The organism is Ralstonia sp. SA306 (assembly GCF_054792405.1).
Map to the genome: position 1 here is coordinate 318,334 of NZ_CP096452.1, position 17,942 is coordinate 336,275.

General features: G+C 61.0%; 15 protein-coding genes and 1 pseudogene. 6 read left to right on the top strand and 10 right to left on the bottom strand.

The annotated features are described in order from the left end of the window. Positions 1–7: 7 nt before the first annotated feature. A complete protein-coding gene (locus M1D44_RS17995) occupies positions 8–934 on the bottom strand; it encodes an ABC transporter permease (protein ID WP_439004635.1) in 927 nt (308 codons plus the stop codon). Then, complete coding sequence (locus M1D44_RS18000; protein ID WP_439004636.1) at positions 931–1,902, bottom strand: ABC transporter permease; 972 nt, start codon at positions 1,900–1,902, stop codon at positions 931–933. Before M1D44_RS18000 ends, M1D44_RS17995 begins: the two co-directional genes overlap by 4 nt. A gap of 146 nt (positions 1,903–2,048) precedes the next feature. Here M1D44_RS18000 and M1D44_RS18005 point away from each other — a divergent pair, with 146 nt between their 5' ends. Beyond that, positions 2,049–2,996, top strand: coding sequence for a LysR family transcriptional regulator (locus tag M1D44_RS18005; protein ID WP_439004637.1), 948 nt, complete (start codon positions 2,049–2,051; stop codon positions 2,994–2,996). A 279-nt stretch (positions 2,997–3,275) separates the two neighbouring features. On the opposite strand, the pseudogene M1D44_RS18010 reads toward M1D44_RS18005, so the two are convergent. Together M1D44_RS18010 and M1D44_RS18015 are read right to left on the bottom strand one after the other, a co-directional pair. Further along, positions 3,276–3,449, bottom strand: a pseudogene (locus tag M1D44_RS18010) (transposase); the annotation flags it as partial. A gap of 242 nt (positions 3,450–3,691) precedes the next feature. After that, complete coding sequence (locus M1D44_RS18015) at positions 3,692–3,931, bottom strand: oxidoreductase (RefSeq protein WP_461241621.1); 240 nt, start codon at positions 3,929–3,931, stop codon at positions 3,692–3,694. 396 nt (positions 3,932–4,327) lie between these two features. Here M1D44_RS18015 and M1D44_RS18020 point away from each other — a divergent pair, with 396 nt between their 5' ends. From M1D44_RS18020 to M1D44_RS18035, 4 genes are all read left to right on the top strand, one after another. Continuing rightward, positions 4,328–6,388 carry a PepSY domain-containing protein gene (locus tag M1D44_RS18020; RefSeq protein WP_439004638.1) on the top strand — a complete coding sequence of 687 codons (2,061 nt, stop codon included), beginning with the start codon at positions 4,328–4,330 and terminating at the stop codon, positions 6,386–6,388. A gap of 68 nt (positions 6,389–6,456) precedes the next feature. Further along, positions 6,457–7,251, top strand: coding sequence for a hypothetical protein (locus tag M1D44_RS18025; RefSeq protein WP_439004640.1), 795 nt, complete (start codon positions 6,457–6,459; stop codon positions 7,249–7,251). Between the two features lie 30 nt (positions 7,252–7,281). After that, positions 7,282–8,325, top strand: coding sequence for an ABC transporter substrate-binding protein (locus tag M1D44_RS18030; RefSeq protein ID WP_439004641.1), 1,044 nt, complete (start codon positions 7,282–7,284; stop codon positions 8,323–8,325). A 39-nt stretch (positions 8,326–8,364) separates the two neighbouring features. Further along, positions 8,365–9,150: a hypothetical protein gene (locus M1D44_RS18035; protein ID WP_439004642.1), complete on the top strand. Its 786-nt coding sequence runs from the start codon at positions 8,365–8,367 to the stop codon at positions 9,148–9,150. On the opposite strand, the gene M1D44_RS18040 is transcribed toward M1D44_RS18035, so the two are convergent. From M1D44_RS18040 to M1D44_RS18050, 3 genes are read right to left on the bottom strand one after another with little or no spacing between them, the layout of a single operon-like run. Then, positions 9,143–10,534 (bottom strand): sensor histidine kinase, encoded by a 1,392-nt coding sequence (locus tag M1D44_RS18040; protein ID WP_439004643.1) that lies wholly within the window; start codon positions 10,532–10,534, stop codon positions 9,143–9,145. The genes M1D44_RS18035 and M1D44_RS18040 overlap by 8 nt on opposite strands. Beyond that, entirely contained in the window at positions 10,510–11,175 is a 666-nt protein-coding gene (locus tag M1D44_RS18045; protein WP_439004644.1) for a response regulator transcription factor, read from the bottom strand. The genes M1D44_RS18040 and M1D44_RS18045 overlap by 25 nt, the downstream gene beginning before the upstream one ends. A 27-nt stretch (positions 11,176–11,202) precedes the next feature. Then, positions 11,203–11,976, bottom strand: a complete 774-nt coding sequence (locus tag M1D44_RS18050; RefSeq protein WP_439004645.1) for a COG4705 family protein — start codon at positions 11,974–11,976, stop codon at positions 11,203–11,205. A gap of 260 nt (positions 11,977–12,236) precedes the next feature. Between M1D44_RS18050 and M1D44_RS18055 the strand changes: the two genes are divergently transcribed. Then, the gene (locus tag M1D44_RS18055) at positions 12,237–12,899 is read left to right on the top strand and encodes a winged helix-turn-helix domain-containing protein (protein WP_439004646.1); all 663 of its coding nucleotides are present in this window, start codon (positions 12,237–12,239) and stop codon (positions 12,897–12,899) included. A gap of 41 nt (positions 12,900–12,940) precedes the next feature. On the opposite strand, the gene M1D44_RS18060 is transcribed toward M1D44_RS18055, so the two are convergent. From M1D44_RS18060 to M1D44_RS18070, 3 genes are read right to left on the bottom strand one after another with little or no spacing between them, the layout of a single operon-like run. Further along, a complete protein-coding gene (locus M1D44_RS18060; RefSeq protein WP_439004647.1) occupies positions 12,941–14,089 on the bottom strand; it encodes a PstS family phosphate ABC transporter substrate-binding protein in 1,149 nt (382 codons plus the stop codon). Between the two features lie 5 nt (positions 14,090–14,094). Further along, the gene (locus tag M1D44_RS18065) at positions 14,095–15,165 is read right to left on the bottom strand and encodes a PstS family phosphate ABC transporter substrate-binding protein (protein WP_439004648.1); all 1,071 of its coding nucleotides are present in this window, start codon (positions 15,163–15,165) and stop codon (positions 14,095–14,097) included. Between the two features lie 53 nt (positions 15,166–15,218). After that, positions 15,219–17,942 (bottom strand): CoA-binding protein, encoded by a 2,724-nt coding sequence (locus M1D44_RS18070; protein WP_439004649.1) that lies wholly within the window; start codon positions 17,940–17,942, stop codon positions 15,219–15,221.

The window sequence follows — 17,942 nt, forward strand, 5'->3', positions numbered from 1 at the left end:
GCGTGTCCTACTTCTGCAGACGAGGGTTGAGCGCTTCGCGCACGCTGTCACCGACGATGTTCATGCTGAACACCAGCGACAGCAGTAGAAGCCCCGGAAAGACGCTGATCCAGTAGTAACCCGCGATGAGTTGCTGATAGCCGTTTGCAATCAGCAGCCCCAACGAAGGTTGCGTGGCCGGCAAGCCAATGCCAAGGAAGCTGAGCGTCGCTTCGGCAGAGATGGCCGCCGCGACCTGCACTAGCCCGATGACAATGACCGGCGGCAAGCAATTCGGCAGCAGTTGGCTGAAGAGTGCGCGCCGGTGGCTGAAGCCCAGGCACAGCGCGGCCTCCATATATTCCTTGCGGCGTTCGACGCTGGCCACGGCACGCACTGTCCGCGCGAAGTAGGCCCATTGCACGACCACGAGCGCCAGGACAACCTTATCGACGCCCTGTCCGAGAATGGCGAGCATCATCAGCGCGACGAGAATGGTGGGAAAGCCCAGCATGACGTCGACGGCGCGCATGATGAGCGAGTCGATATGGCCGCCGAAGTATGCGGCGATCAGCCCCAGCGTCGTGCCCAGCGCCATCGCGAACAGCCCGCTTGTCAGGCCAACGCCCAGGCTTGTGCGCAAGCCGTACATCATGGCGGCGAGCATGTCGCGTCCCAGGGCGTCGCTGCCGAGCAGGTACAGGTGCCCGGTTGCGCCGCGCATGCCGGGGGCGAGCCGGCCGTCGACGATGTTCAGCGCCGCTAGGTCATAGGGATTCTGTTGCGCAAGCCATGGAGCGAAGACCGCGACGGCAACGAGTGCGAGGCAGATTAGCGTCGCCAGGGCGACCATGGGCCGCCCGAACATGCTGCGCAGCACGATGCCCAACGTACTGTTGCCCTCGGGCCACCAGGATGGCGTGGCCGATCGGACAAACGGGAAGGTGGCTTTCATGCGGCCTCCAGGCGAACGCGCGGATCCAGCACCGAGTAGATGATGTCGACCAGGAGGTTGAGCACGGTAAACATCGTGACGACGATCAGCAGGTAGGCGACCACGACCGGCCGGTCGAGCTTCATGATGCTGTCGATGATCAGCTTGCCGACGCCTGGCCAGGCAAAGATCGATTCGGTCACCGTGGCGAAGGCGATCAATGAGCCGAACTCCATTCCGACCACGGTCACGATCGGGATCATGATGTTCTTGAGCACATGCACGAAGATCACGCGGTGCTCTCGCAGCCCTTTGGCGCGGGCGAACTTCACGTAGTCGAGCGGCAGCGTTTCACGCACGCCGGCGCGGGTCAGTCGCGTCACGAGCGACATCTTGAACAGCGAGAGATTGAGCGCGGGCAGAAGCAGGTGGGTGACGCCGTCCCATGTCGCCAGGCTGGTGTGGATGCCCAGCACCGTGCCGAGTTCGCCGCGGCCCGCCGAAGGCAGCCAGCCGAGCGCGACGGAGAAGATCAGCACCAGCATCGTGCCCTGCCAGAAATTCGGCAGGCTGAAGCCGAGGATGGATCCGGTCATCACGGTGCGGTCCAGCGCTGAATTCGCTTTGAGCCCGGCCAGCAGACCGAGCGGCACGCCGACCAGCAGCGACAGCACTAGGGCGATGAGCGCCAGTTCCAGCGTGGCGGGCAGCCGTTCGAGAATCAATTGGATCGACGGCTGGTTGAACACAAACGAGTGCCCAAGATCGCCATGCAACGCGTGGCCGATGAAGTGGAGGTACTGCTGCCACATCGGTAGGTCGAGTCCGAGCGAGTGGGTTGCCTGGGCAATCTCGGCGGGGCTGGCGTCTGCCGGCACGAGGATCTGAATCGGATCTCCGATGGCAAACACCCCAAAGAACACCAGCACCGATGTGAACAGCAGCACGCCAATGCTCTGCACGAGCCGCCGTATGGTGAATGCGATCATTGCCTCTCTGACCTCAACTGATGAGAATGTCCACCCGCACCGACGGGCCCCTGATTCCCCGACTGCCGGACGTGCGTAATCATTGGGCTGATAAAAGCAACCTGCAACCTTATGCAGATCTGAGATAGCGTTATGCGAGGATTGCCATGAACCTGAAGCAACTGGAAGCTTTTGTCGCCATTGCCACCCTGAGTACAACGACCGCAGCGGCGCAGCGCTTGGGCATCTCTCAATCGGCAGTCAGCCGCCTGCTGGCCCAGTTGGAGGCGCATCTGGGGCTGAATCTTTTCGTACGCGAGCAAGGGCGCCTGACGCCAACGCGCGAAGGCACCGCACTGGTGCAGGAGGCGGAGACGATCGTCCAGGCGGCTAAATGCCTGGAGCGCCATGCGCGGCAATTGCAGCTTGGGGGTATGCGGCGCAAGCTGGTGCGCATCATGGTGCCGAATACGATCGCACAGCATCTGCTGCCCACGGTGATCGAACGGTTCTACGCCAAGCACGATGATGCGGTGCTGGAGGTGTTCTCCGGCACGTACGATCAGTCGGAGCGCGCACTGCTGAGCCGCGAGGTTGACCTGGCTCTAGTGCGCTTGCCGATGGGGTTGCCCGGCTTCCGGGTGCGCCACGAATTCGAGGGCGAGTCCGTCTGCGTCATGGCGAAGAATCATCCGTTGGCCACCTTGGAGTCGGTCAGCACGCGCGATCTCGACGGCGTGCCGCTGGTGCTGCTGTGGGGCCGTAGCCAGCTACGTCACGAGGTGGATATGGTGTTCCGGCGCGCCCATATCACGCCCCAGATCGTGGCGGAGGTGCATTCGATCGGCGTGGCATGCTCAATGGCCTCGCGCGGGATTGGGGTGACGATCGTCAACCGGCTGCTTGCCAACTGCTGCGATACCGAGTCGTTCACGATGCGGCCTTTCCATCCGGTCATTCGCTTCCGTTCTGGCATTGCCTCTTTGGATGCCGAACCGCTTAGCCCGACCTGCGTCGCCTTGGCAGAGGAGTTGGCGGAAGCACTGCAACATCCGCTTTCGCAAAAGGTGGGCGGTCCATCCGCCGGTGGGGAAGCCGTGCTCGCTTCCCAATAGATCGAGCGAAAACATGGATGTCGCCGATCTCTAGCAAGAGATTCTGGTCATGACAACCATTGATGCGGCGGTGTGGGATTCATGATTGGCTTGTAGGGTTTTACCCTTAAGCGAAAGCAATGTTCTTGACGACTTGACGACTTGACGACTTGACAAGCAAATCTTAAATTTCCGTCATCGGTTTTTTGGCAACCCACGGCAACATTGCCGTGCTACATATGGAAGGCTATGCAGCCGCCGAACTTGCGTTCATCGCCAGTTCGTGGGCTTTTTATTGGTTCATCGAGGAATACCGGGGAACGCGGCGCGGATCTTGAGGAAGAAGTATTCCTCGTCGCGGTACCCGTAAGCCCGACGTTTGATGACCTTGATGGTGTTGTTGACGCCTTCGACGACGCTGGTGTTGAGCGGGTGGCGGCAGCGGGCCAGAATGCCATGCCAGTAAGCAATTAGGTCTGCTTCCCCTTTCGCGATGGCGGCGTCTCCATTGTCCGCATCAAAGCTGCCGTTCAAGATCAAGCTGCGTGAAAACGCCTTGCGCAAATGTGGTGCCACCCGCTCGACGCCCGGTGGCCGCGCATCGGGTCGCGCAACACCTTTGGTCACATGGAGATCGGCTATTCCGAGTCGGTCGAGCTCCACTGCGAGATAGGAAAAGGTCTCGACCGGTGTCGAATCGCCCATGGCATGAAGCGTCATGCTTGGGTCCATGCAATAGCCCACGCGTTGCCACCCGGAAGGTCGACCACCGCAGCCGCTACCTCCAGCGGGAAGCGAGCGCGATTGGCAATTGACCCACCATATTGATCGGTACGGATGTTCGAGCCATCCCGAAGGAATTGGTCAAGCAAGTATCCCGAACTGCCATGAATTTCTACGCTGTCGAAGCCCGCCGCATCGGCGTTTTGGGCGGCCCTGCGGAATTGGTTGACCACATCGACAATCTCCTCGCTGCCGGGGGGCGCGGAGCTTTGATCCCCTGGCCGTCGCTCCGCTTAGGCCGAGCAAACTTTCTGCACCACGAAAGTGATCTGTGGCAAGGTTTAGATTGCGGCTTGATGCGTTCCGCCGGACGTCGCTTCTGTCTGGAAGCGCATTAGGTCTATCGGTTTAGCGATTCGTTCAAGCCCGTCGTATCGGGTTGCCGCCGAGGCAAGGAATCGCTCTACCTGGCGATAAGATGCTACGGAATCTGCAAACTTAGGGCTTGCGCAGCACGAGACACGTGCGGCCGCCCAAGGACTTACCCTGCCTTTCAGCCAGGATTCAGCTTCCGTTCAGGTTTGCCTTCAAACAATAGCGGCAATGACAGGTCGTGGTTGAGCCGCCGCATGAAACCCGCTTTCCGCTCTCTTCTTCTGCAAGTCCATCGCTACTCCGGTTTAACAATCGGGTTCGTGATCCTTCTGATCGCGGTGACGGGCGTGTCGATTGTGTACCGACCCGAGCTAGAGCCAATGCTTAGTCGCGATCTGCTGACGGTGCCGACCTGCACGGACCGCGTGCCGCTGGACACGCTGGTGGCCAATGCGGGGACCTCACGCCCATCCGCAACGTTCGACTACATCAGGCTGATTGCCGGTAACCCCGAAGCACCTCGCATGCCTTCCGCGATGGTTCGCTTCACCGACCAACATTTTGTCTACCTGAATCCGTGCACCGGCGCGGTGTTGGGCGATCGCGCGCGCTATGGTGGCCTGCTTGGCACCATCGAGCAGATTCATCGCTTTCGATTCATGAAGAATGGCAGCCTTATTACTGGCACGAGCGCGCTCCTGTTCTGCCTGCTACTCATTGGAGGCGGCCTCGTACTCTGGTGGCCGCGCACGCGCAGCGGCTGGCGGCATGCATTCACGCTTCGGTCCGGCGCTGGGCGCACCGTGTCTTCGTTTCACCTGCATCGGGTTGCGGGTGTGTGTGCAAGTACGATTCTGCTGTCAATGGTGCTGAGCGGTCTGCCACAGGCGTTCGATTGGTACGCACACGGTGTGTATGCGATCGTTGGGTCGCCTGCACCCGCAAAACCTCCGAGATCGGCTGTGCCCACGAGCGGCGCTACACGCTTGCCGCTCGAAAGCTTCTGGCGTACCGCACAGAGGCTCTCGCCACAACCGCAGGACGCCCTGCTGCATATTCCGCAGCAGGCTAGCGCTCCGGTGGACATGTACCTGATCGCTCGAGATGCTCCCCATCCGAATGCGCGCACGATGCTGTTCTTGGACGCGTACACAGGGAAAGTGTTGCGGTTTACCCCATACGCGCAGAGCAGTCTTGGGCACAAGCTCTATTTCTGGATGTTGTCATGGCACACCGGTCTGGTCGGTGGCGTGCTCGGGAAACTCCTACTGATGTTTGGTGCGCTTTGTGTTCCGATACTGGCCTACACGGGCACCCACAATTATCTGCGCCGGCTGAGACGGTCGGCATCCAACCAGGGGCGTCTGCTGGTGCGCGTAGCGAGGAAGACGACCGAGACTGAAGGGGTGTGCGCGTTCGAACTGAATCACCCGACGGGCAGGAACCTGCCGCGCTTCTCAGCCGGTGCGCACATCGACGTGCACCTCAATGAAAGTTTGGTGCGCCAGTATTCTCTGTGCAACAACCCGTGGGAGAGGCACCGTTACCTGATTGCGGTGCTGCGCACCGACCCATCGCGCGGTGGGTCGATGGCCATGCACGATCGCATAAAGGAGGGCGACGTGCTCGAGATCGGAATGCCGGTCAACCGATTTGCGCTCAATGAATCGGCGCCCCGATCATTGCTGTTCGCGGGCGGTATCGGCATTACGCCGATTCTCAGCATGGCGGAACGCCTCGCGCAACGTGGTGCCGACCTTGAAATGCACTACTGCGCGCGTTCACGATCGCGTGCCGCGTTCCTTCAGCGCCTTTCGCAGGCATCTTTCGCTCAGCGCGTGACATGCTATTTCAGCGACGGACCCGTGGATCAGCGTATCGACATCGAATGCGTGCTCGATAGTCAACCGGCGGGAACGCACCTGTATGTATGCGGCCCCAGCGGATTCATCCACGCAGTGCTGTCTGCAGCGCGTCGACGCGGGTGGCCTGAGCAGCAACTGCACTGCGAGCGCTTTGCGTCGGACACGGACCAACTGGCGGAAGCCCGCGCATTCAACGTCCAGCTTGCGAGCACCGGCGAGATCTACCGGATTCCGCAAGACAGGACGGTGACCGCGCTCCTGGCCGAACACGGCATCAAGATTCCGACATCGTGCGAGAGCGGCATCTGCGGTACCTGCGTGACACGCGTGCTTGCCGGTGACGTTGAACATCGCGATTGCGTGTTGACGGATGTGCAGCGAGAGCGCAACGAACATTTCACGCCGTGCTGCTCTCGGGCGAAGAGCGATCTCCTGATTTTGGACATTTAATTGAACGGCCGATTCCGGTTCGGTGCGCCGTTTGAATCATCCCCTGACGCAATCTTGACGAGACGCCTATGCCCTCCCATACGCTCCTAACATTTGGCCGCCTGTTCGCCATGGCTGTCGCGCTAACGACATCACTTTATGCAGGTATTGCCAGCGCTGCCGAGCCGCCCGACACCGGGCGCGCTTCGCTGGTCATTACGTACCAAGCGACGCCCGCGAATCGATCCGCATTGCGTCACGAGATGGAGCAGTCGACAGCACACGAGTTGGAACGATTGAGGCGCGAACGGCGGATCAGTCAGTACAACGTGCTATTCAACCGCTACGCCGATTCAGAAAACTGGGATGCCATGGTGCTGCTTACGTTTGCGACGCCGGATGACCTGTATCGCTGGCGCGAGGTTGAACGCACGCATCCCGCAGCCCTTTCTGAGAAGACAGTGGCATTAACGACCTCGATCCAGACGACGGTCGTCGACACTAAGCGAATGCGGGCACTGGACACGAAGTTGCCCCATGCTGTGTATGTGGTCATTCCATACAAGACCCTGGTTTCTCCCGATGAATACGAGAAATATGCAGACGGCTATGTCATTCCACAGTTCCAGGGCTGGATGGAAGAGGGTGTGCTGACGGGATACTCGCTCTACACGAGTCGATTTCCGGCCGGTCGACCATGGAACGCGATGGTCGTGCTGCAGTACAAGGACGAAACGGCGTTGAGTGCGCGTGAGGCTGTTGTCACCAAGGTCCGAGAGCGCCTGAAGAGCAACGCGGAATGGAAAGCCATCAGCGACAGCAAGAAGAGCGTACGCACCGAGCAGCAAGTGGTGGTGGCTGATTGCATCGGGACGCATCAATAGGCAACTGACCTGACCCATACGGAGCATCAAATGAAAGCGCTCGCCTTTGCCCTGGTGTCCACTGGTCTGCTTATGGGCCTAGCGGCTGCCCACGTGGGAGCCGAAACCATTGCCGCTGAGTCCGGCGCGCCGGCTGCGTCGCAGCGGATTGTTCTGCTTGTTGACGAGATCAAGGCCATCCGCAATTTTCCGGTGGTTCTGGCAGAGCGGCTTGGGTATCTGAACGACGGTAAAACCACCGTGACTGTCATGAACATCCGTGACGACGTATCGACCGCCGAGATGCTGAAGGATGGCCGCATCGATGCGGTGATGGCCTACTACCACCACAACGTGGTCAATCAGTCGCGTGGCATCGATACCGAGGCTGTGGTCACGTTGGGAGTCACGCCGGGCGCGAAGGTGCTGGTAGCGAATCAGGCGAAAGAGAAGTACCGGAGCCTAGTCGATCTCAAGGGCGCACGCTTTATTGCCGGTGGCGCTGGTTCATCGAAGAGCACGCTGGCGAACGCACTGGTGCTGGCGGGGGGACACGGCGTTGATGACTACACGCGGCTCGGAACGGACGGGAAAGAGAAAAACATCGAGGCGCTGCGCGATGGGCGGGCAGAGTTCGTTGTTGCGCCGACGCCGGACGGAGACGTCTATGAGTCGAAAGGTGTAGCGACCGTGTTTGCGGATTTGACGACCGTTGAAGGAACGCGTCGGAATTTTGGTGCGCTGTTCCCTTCGAGCACGATCTATATGTCGAGCGCGCGCGTGCAGGCGCATCCGGAGATTGCCCGGCATCTCGCCAGCGCGTTTGTGCGCACGCTGCTGTACATCAACACGCACACGCCGGAGCAGATTCTGGCGGTCATTCCGCCGGAGATCAGCGGCAAGGACCGGGCCGCGTATCTGAAGGTGTTAAAGGAGGAAATCCCGATGTTCGCTAACAATGGGCGCATGCCGGAAGACGGCGCGACCAAGGAGTGGCAGGTGCTGACGGCGGCCAATGCCGCCTACGCGCCCGTGAAGGTCGATCGGACCTATACCAACGTATTCGTCGACGAAGCGCTGAAAGCATTGCGTTGACGATTGATGCACCCTGCAAAGAAAGCGAGGACATGGTCGATGCCGTTGTCACGCGTTGTGCGTACCGTTGGGCTTTCTGTCGCGCTGGGGCTGGTCGCTGTGCCGGCCTGCGCCGCGCTTCCCGACGAAATCCAGGTGTATACCGGCGATATCAATGCGCCGGGCGAATTTGGCCTGGAGATGCATCTGAACACCACCCCCAGCGGCATTGGGGAGCCGTCTTACCCCGGCGAGGTCACGACACCCCATGGTTGGCGTGCCACCGCTGAGTTCTCCTATGGATTGACGCCGTCGCTCGAACTCGGGGTGTATCTCCCGACCGCGCTCACGCGGGACAACACGTACTACGTCACCGGCCCCAAGCTGCGCATGAAATGGATGCCCGTGCGCCCGGAAAATGGCGTTGGCCGGTTTGCTGGCCTCAATGTGGAGCTGGCCCATGTGGCCTCGCGGTTCGAACAGTCTCAGCAGGCGGTGGAACTGCGTCCGATCTATGGGTATCAGAACGAGCAGTGGCTATGGGCCGTCAACCCGGTACTCGATTGGAATCTGAGCGGGCCGGATCGCAGCGGCGCACCTGAGGTGGCGCCTGCGTTCAAGATTGCCCGTACGGTGGCGACCGGCGTGCGTGCCGGGGTGGAGTACTACGCCGGGCTGGGCCGCATCAATCATATGGCCCCATTGCACGAGCAGCAGCACACTGTCTTTCTGGCATTCGACGTGGATCGCAAACCGTTTGTCTTCAACGTCGGCGTCGGCCGAGGCTTGACCCGCGCGACCGACCGCTGGACGATCAAATGGATTCTCGAAATTCCATTCATCTGATCGAAGCCGCATCCGATATCGCGCGGTTGAAGTCGCTGGTCGGAATGAAGACAAGAATCTTCAAACCAGACTGGTTCACTTGGTCAGAGAACGATAGCTGCACCTCTGCACCAATGCGATCCGTTACTGCCTTTACGATGGCGAGTCCCAGACCAGAGCCCATCGGGTTGTTGCCTAACGTGCGATAGAAGGGCGAAAAGACCAGTTCGCGCTCGCTCAACGGAATGCCTGGGCCCGTGTCCTCTACACATAGCACGGCGCGCTGATCTTCCAGATTGACCGAGAGGTTGACCCGGCCACCCACCGGTGTAAATCGGATGGCGTTGTCCACCAGATTTCTGATCATGGTGATCATGTCCACCTCACTCGCCCAGACCTGAGCGTCCTGGGCGCCTTCGACGCCAATATCGATCTGCTTGGCTTCGGCAAGCGGTATGAGATCTTCCAGAACCCGGCGATAGACGGCCTGAACGGAAACGGGAGCCTTTAACTGCTCCACGGACGATTGCGCTTTGGCCATACTTAGCAGTTGCCCCAGCAAATTCCGGCTTCGCTCGATGCCCTGGCGCAAAGTCCCTAACCGTTCGCGTCCGACAGCGGACATGTCTGCTTCTGCAAGTCGTTCGGCCTGTAGTGACAAGGCCGTCAAAGGTGATCGCAGTTCGTGCGCGGCGTCCGCGACGAAGCGCCGTTGTGCCTCCATCGACTGCGACACGCGAGCGAGCATGCGGTTGATTGCGACCACAAACGGACGCACTTCGGTTGGCAGATGTTCTTCGTCCACGGGGTGCAGATCCCTTTCGCCGCGCTGGTCAATCTCGCTCGATAGCCCCGCAATCGGTCGGAACATCTGGCGCACGAGGTTAGCGACAACCAGCAGCAAGACAGGTACCAGGACAAGGAACGGCATCACGGTACGAAATGCACTGCCTCGCGCGATTTCATCTCGGAAGCCGACTTCCTGGGCGACTGCGATTCGCTCGCTGCGGGACGTAGTTTTCACCAACACGCGAAACATTTCTCCGCCCGCGTTCAGCGTTTGAAGGCCTTCCGGCAGGGATGTCGCCAAGGGAAGGGCGCCGCCTTCATCTACGGCGATCGATGCCTGATTGCCGTCGCCCAATCGTTGGACGATGACGCGTGACTCTTCATCGACGCCCTTTGTGGTTGTCTCGTTGCTGAGGAAGTCCGGCGAGAGCCGTTGGTGATCCATCAACGCCGCAACCTGGCGCAGCATATCGTCTTGGAGTTCGTGCGCCTCGTCCAGCGCGGACCAAAACGAGAAGCCCCCCGCAATGAGTGCGACGACGAAGATTGCGAGAGCGAGCGCAAAGGAGAGTTTGAGCTGAACCGATTCGTTCAGCCGCCTTTGGAGACCATCCATCCCACCCCCCTCACGTTCTTGATGACCTCTTTTCCCAGCTTGCGCCGTAGCGTGTGGATGAGAAACTCGATTGCATTGCTTTCGACTTCTTCTCCCCAGCCGTAAATGCGATCCTCTAGTTCACTACGGGAGAGAATCGCTCCCGGCCGTACGAGCAAGGCTTGCAAGAGTGCAAACTCGCGATTGGAAAGCTGTACCGGAGAGCCTCCGCTGACCACGGCTTCTCGCGTGCTGGGGTCGAGCGACAATGTGCCATTGCTCAGGACGGGGCTCGCATTGCCGCTCTTGCGTCGCTGCACGGCGCGCATTCTGGCAAGGAGTTCAGCCATCTCGAACGGCTTGAGCACGTAGTCGTCCGCGCCGCCGTCTAGACCGCGAAGCCGGTCATCCAGGCCGTCGCGAGCAGTGATGACGAGCAGGGGAATGGGGTTGCCGCCGTTGCGAATGGCCGCGAGCACCTGCAGTCCATCCTTGCCCGGCAGGCCGAGATCGAGCAATACGAGGTCGTAATGTTGATAGCTCAGCGTTGTGAGCGCAGTCTGTCCGTTCTTGACCCAATCGACAGCGTAAGAGGCGTCTTTTAACGCCTCCTGAACTGCCTCGCCGATCATGGGGTCGTCTTCCACCAGCATTACCCGCATCGATTCTCCGTGCGATTGCAGCGCCGCTCAGTGTGCAGTGCTGGCAGCCTTCTGCCGCAGCAGAAAGACGGCGGCCAGGATAAATCCGACAAGGGCGGCCGAAGCCGAATAGCGGCTGAGTGCCAAGCCGCCCGCGCTCAGCGGTTTATCCAGGAAGTCACCCACCACGGCGCCTAGCGGGCGGGTCAGGATAAACGCCGCCCAGAACAGCAGCGTGCGCGATACGCTCGTCCGGTAGTAGGCCACCACGACCAACGCCAGCAGCGCACCGAATACGATGGCGGCACCCGTGTACCCCAGGCCTGCCGAGTCGGCGGTCCAGTCGCCCAGCGCTGTCCCCAACGTCTGCGAGAACATGATCGTCACCCAGTAGAACGCCTCCGCCTTTGGCGTGCTGACGGTGCTGACCGAGATGGAGCCGAGGGTGCGATGCCAGAGCATGAGTGAGCCCAGCAGTAGAAGCAGCAGCAGGGTCGAACCACCAGCGTATCCGATGCCGAGCGACCGGTCCGCAAAATCGGCTAGCGTGGTGCCGACCGTGGTGGTGGCGATGATGGTGGTCCAGTAGATGAAAGGGTGGAACGCCTTGGCCTTGATCTGCGCGATTACCAGTGCCAGGAAGATCACCGCAAAGATGCCCGTGCTGAGCAGGTAGCCCAAGTTCATGGACATCGAGACTGCATCGCCGCCGGTTTCTCCAAGGGTCGTTGCTGCGATCTTGATGATCCAAAACCCAAGCGTGACCTCGGGGACCTTGGCCAGGGCGGTACCTGTTTTGTTGAGGGGTCTGCTGACGGGCATCGTTCTGGTCTCCGCAAGTTCAGGTGATTGATGGTGTGATTGATTCCAGTTGGCAAGCTTGCGCTGCCAGACTTAGCTCTTTCATAGGCAGGTTCCGTGCCTTGTGCATGCGCGACCCCAAAAAACCGCGTGCAAATCGTTCTCTAAGTACCAAACCGGATTGCAATTGCCCGCCAAGCAATCATCATCCTGAAGAGTGGCTTTGCGTACGCTTGTGCGGCGTGTGAATCGCAAGGATGGTCTTGTGTCAGGGGCGTCGTATGAAGGCATTGATTGTTGAGGATCAAGATCGCTTGGGCCGATTCCTTCAGCAAGGACTGACGGAGTGCTCATACACCGTCATGTTGGTCCGGACGTGCGCCGCTGCCACCGATGCCATCGTGGAGTCCTCTTACGACGTAGTGATCCTCGATTTGGGGCTGCCGGATGGGGATGGTCTCGATCTGCTTCGCACCTGGCGCAAGGGTGGCTTCCAGGAGCCGGTGTTGATTCTGAGCGCGCGTGACGGCGTACAAGATCGCGTGAAGGGTCTGGACATTGGCGCTGACGATTACCTCGCTAAGCCGTTCAGCCTCGAAGAGTTGCTGGCGCGCGTGCGTTCGTTGGTCCGTCGCCATTCCGCCGTGAAACAAGTGGTGCTTGAACATGGTGGCATCTGCCTGGATCTGCTCAGTCATACCGTCACACTCAACGGCAAGGCGGTGGATCTGACCAGCCGGGAGTACGCTCTGCTCGAAGTGTTCATGCAGAACCAGGGGCGCATACTGCCGCGCACGTTGATCTCGGAGAAGATCTGGTCAGCACACTACGATGTGGATACGAATCTGCTTGACGTCTACATGAGCCGACTGCGTGCCAAGCTGGAAGTACCGGGCAAGCCGCTTTTCAAGACGGTGCGTGGTGTGGGGTACCAGCTCCTTTGACGCCTGGTGGCGTGCGAAACCGGTCTAAGCCAGCGCCCCGGTTATTCGCAGCCACGTGCATCACCGGATGCACTCAGCTGCCGTCTGGTCATGTCGACTTGCCGGGCGCGCAGCGGCAGCATGATCCCCTGATCCAGAACGATCTGCTGTCCCTCACGACTCAACATGAATCGCACGAACTCCCGCAGCGCAGGCGCAATCGGCTGCCCCGGCTTGCGCGACAGCAGGATGGTTCCAACCCTGGCCAACGGGTATCGGCCAAGCGACACGTTTTCATCAGAGGGCGCGATGGCTTCACCGCCTTCCGCAATGGCGATCGCTTTCACGCCGGCTGCGAGATGCCCCAGTCCTGTAAAGCCAACTGCATAGGGATCTGCGGCGACCTGATTCGGCACATCGGTCTCTTTGCCGTCAGCGCGGAGGTCGTCCCGCCATTGGCCGTTCAGGGGACCGACGCTGAGCACGGCGTCCTGCATAAAGATGGCCCGTGCAGATGGCTCTTTGCCAAGCCATGCCGCAGCACCTACCACGTGCACCGGCTTGTCTGACCAACCTGCTACGCCAAGATCGCCCCAGGTGTGAACCGCATCGTGGCCACGCAATCGGCGTTGGGAAAACACGGCGTCCAGCTGGGCAAGCGTCAGAGCTTGAACAGGATTGGATGCATTGACGATCACGCCGACCGCATCGATGAAACCAAAGTGGCGCCAGGAGCCGCCTACGACCGGTATGGGTACGGCATCCATGCCGTGTGAGCGCAGGTATGCGGAGGTGTCTGCAGGGCTGAGGTCTCGTGAGACGAAGGCAAAGTCGCTCTGCGCATCGAGGAACCGCTGTAGGGACGGGTTCAACCGCCCTTGTGGCGCCAGATAGGGTGGTGGCGTGCGAAGGTGCACACCCGGGTGCCGCTCCTGGAAGGCCGCGATCCAGCGGTTCGTCAGATCCGGCAGGATGGCGGGCACACTTCCGTCGAAGGTGCCCTGCAGAGGTTGAGGGAGACACGGCTGGTACGTTGGCAGTGCGTCGTCCAGGGGCGGCTGAAATGCCTCTTTCGCCGGCAATGGCACTGCGTTGCCGGTTTGACCCGACGCCGCCTCGGCTGCGAAGCCGAACAACACGAAGAGAAGTGCGCCGAGGTAGCGAAGCCCGGGGGTTCTACGCAGCGTGACGCGCTGATCGCTTGCCATCATGCATGTCACTCGAGGGCCGATAGGCGCTGTAGTTCTTCCGCGCACTCGCGCGCATTCAGCGGCAGGTAGCCGAGCCCCTCGTTCGCGATCTCCTGCTGCCCCTCGTACGACAGCATCAAGCGTAGATATTCTCGGGCGACGGGGTCGACTTTCTGCTGCGCATCGGTGCGCAGGTAGATCAAGAGATGGCGATCCAACGGATAGCGGTTGGCGATGACGTCCTCCCGCGTTCCGCTGGATGGCGCATCCCCCTCACGTTCCGACAGCGGTACCACCCTGACGCCGGAGACACCACGGTTGATGGCGGCAAAGCCGATGGCCAGCGGGTCTGCAGCGACGCATGCAACAACGTCTCGGGACTGCGGGAAGGCCACAAAACCGCCGGCGAACGGTCCGCCGCCCAGGCGATGCAGCATGAGCGTGCCAAGCGCCGTCGATGGTGCAAGCCCGCACAGATGGATGGGGTGGGAAGCCCATTCGCCGCTCAACCCCAACTGACCCCACGTAGCAACGCCATGCTGCGAGACCGCGAACACACGGGGCAGCTGCTCCATGCTGATGCGGGGCAATGGATTCTGCGCGCCCACGAAAATGGCCAACGGCGCCGACAACGCAGCGGGATTGAGCGAATCATGGGCAACCTTGAACATGACCGGTGTGGTTCCGGTCTGCTTCTCGTAGTCCGCCAGCTCCGCATCGGAGAACTCGGCGCCCATGGGGGCAAGCAGGGATGCACCGCGTGCCAGTGCGCCCGGCGCCGTGCGGGTCCCCTTGAGGATCAGCTCGAACTTGAACTCAGGATGGAAGCTCTGAAAGAGCGCATTGATCCTGGCAAGCATGCCTTGCATGTCGTTGTACCCGATGATCCGGATGACACCGTCGGCATTCTGGTAAGACGCGCCTGCGGGGGCCTGTAGTGGGGTGGGCGCGAAGTGCGGCAATGGCGTGTCGACCGCCGATTGTGCCTCGATCGCCATGGCAGATGCGACTGACGCGATCAGTGCGGCGCCAAGAGCAATCGCGAATCGAGCGCGGTGAACCGTTCGCCGGATTGCGAATACAGGTTGCATGGTCATCCTTGCTGCCTCTTAACGCTGTCGCGCAGCGTGCGGGCGGTTGGCTGGGCCCACTACGCTACGAAAGCGCAAGCCGATGCCGGTGTCCGGGTATCCATATTGCGGCCGCGATTCAAGTGGTCGTCAATTTCCGCCGCGCAGCCCAGCATCCGGGGGTAGAGGAAGATCGTGAATGCCGCTGTCTCCAGTTCTTGCGCCCCGATGGTTCCGGCCTGCAGCGGTTTCCAGAGCATCTTCAGCAACAAGGCCGCAATGACCGCATCGACATTGACGCAGTAGACGTTGCGCGACAGGCCAGCCGCATACAGTTGCTGCACGAGTTGTCGATAGAACTGGTGGAACACGTTGGTCTCATCGCGGACCTCAAGCAACTGGGCGATGAAGACTTCGCGTGGATCGTGATTGACTGGCTTGTCCTTGAACACCGGATGGTTGACCCCGGGCAGTTTGGCGATGTCCAGGCTGCCTTGTGCCTTCTTCTGATGCTTGTAGTCCGCATAGCGATTCACTGCCTTGACGGCCAGCGCTTGCAGGTCGACGCCATGGTCGGGCCGGCCAGGGTCTTGCAGGCCGCTGTCCTTGAATTGCTCGACCAAGTAGGCAATGCCTTCATAGCCGTTGCCGCCGTGTGCATAGCCTGTATGCGTGAGAAATCCGATGAGTGCCTTGTTCAATTGCACCCGTTCAGGTTGTTCTGGTCCATCGGCGGATACTGCGCCCTTTGCACCCTGTGCCGAGATGGCACCCGGTCCGTTGGTAAGCAACAACCCGACCAGTGTCTCGAAGGAAAACAGGTCCTCTGCGGTGGGTTGTTCGCCAAGCAGTGCCGCGAAGGCGATTTCGCCGAGGCTCAGTGAACCGATCAAGGTCGCCTCGTCGATGCCGGCAAAGCGAAACAGAGCGTGCATCGCCGCGTCGGCAGAGGCGCCGATCAAGGTGCCGAACAGTTGCAGCCACCAGGGGAAGCTCAGGGCCGTTGTTCGCGAGATGCGCTTGCGAGAAAGCGGGCCCCAGGCGAGCGTCGCGGATACCGCCGCCAACACGGCGGCCTCGGTTGGATGCCCTGGCATGCTCTTGAGCCAGCGGAGGAAGACCGAGCGGCCACCGCGTGCCTCAATGCCTGCAATTAGGGCTTCTGCTTTGGCGTCCGGCGCATCGCCTGTCAACCCGGCTTGGTTGCCGGCGTCGATGCTTGCGACATCGAAGCTTTCGCTGAGCGAGGCGCCGAATTCCATCCCCAGGCCTGCAGCGTGGAACCGTTCCAGCATGAGCGCGAGCGCATGGCGAGCGGCTTGCTGGGACCTTGGACCGATGATGGTGGCCGCCGCTGCAAGCACTGTGTTCGGCGGGTTGCCGGCTTCCCGGCTGGCTTGCGCTGCGGCAAGCGCCGGCGAGCCATGCAGGTTGACGTAGGCGGCGATCGATGCGGCGATCAACTTCAGGTCGTTCTCTCCGCCGACGTCATGCACCAGTGCCAGTGCGACGTTGGATTCCAGGGGATGCGTCGCGGCATCGAGCATGCTCGTGCCGTGCAGGCTGCTGACCTGCGTTTTCGGATCCATTTGCGACGCCCCGGAGGCATCTTTCATCGACTGGCGTGGCGTGACGCAGCCGATCTGCGTATTGAGCCGGGCAATCTCTTCGTTGTAGGGGGCGGGGGCCTGCACCGCCGGCGGGCGCAGCGCGTCGGGCAGGTCCAGCCCCTCGTCAGAGCCGAACCACGGTTTGAGCGCCAAGTTTCCTTCGGCCGGGAAGTCCGGCAACGTCGCGTTGGCGCGCATGACCGCTGTCAGCGCGGCGGGAATGTGGGCGATGTTGGTCACCACCGCACCCTTGGCCGAGACGACTGGATGATCCGGCGTGAAGATCGCATCCACACCGAACTTGTCCATGAACCAGCGTTCCTTTGCCTGGGCATCGTCATTGCCGCCGGCCATGGCACCTGCGTGCCCAACGGCGCGGGTGAGCTTGCTCTTCCATCGGCCCACGACGCACGCGACCACCGGTTTCGTGAAGGTCGCGTCCAGTTCATAGTAGCCGCCGGGCTCGCAGTAGAGCACCGCCGCCTTGCTGCGTGCATCGTTGGCCAGTGCGAACGCAAACTCGGGCGCGGCATAGTGGATGTAGACGTCCTTCCCGCTGGAAACGACGGTCGTGGTGCCCCACCCGCTCATGCGCAGGTATTGCGCGATCGTCGTGGAAAAGCCGCCCGAGTTGGAGAAGATCGCGATCGAGCCTGGCCGCAGCGAATGGCCGGGCTGGTCACCGCCGAGTGCACCGCCGATGCGAACCTGGTTCCACGAATCGGCCACGCCCAGGCCGTTGGCACCGAAGATGTCGATGCCGTTTTGCTGGCCCATGGCGCGGATTTCCCGCGCGTCGCGTACGGCGATCTTCTCGGTGATGATGAAAATCTTGCGGAGGTCGGGGTTCACGCGGACCAGCTCGGCCACGCCATCGCGTGCGGCCGAGGGCGGCAGATAGACGACGCCGCAGTTGAAGCGATGGCCGTCGGCCAGCGCGTCACGCACGTTGTTGTAGACGGGGATGTCACCGATGGGTGTTGGCAACACGGCACCGCCCTTGCCGGGGGCCGTGCCGCACACCACATTGCCGCCCGAGAATGCGTGGCTGATGGGCGTCACCGCCTTCGATTCGCCACCCAGGATATTGAGCACGCAAACCCGGTCTTCACGAGAGGCGATCTCCGCCAGGGAGCTGATGCCAACGTAGTACTTGAAGGGGCCGATGCCCGGTCGATGGAGGCTGCTATGCAT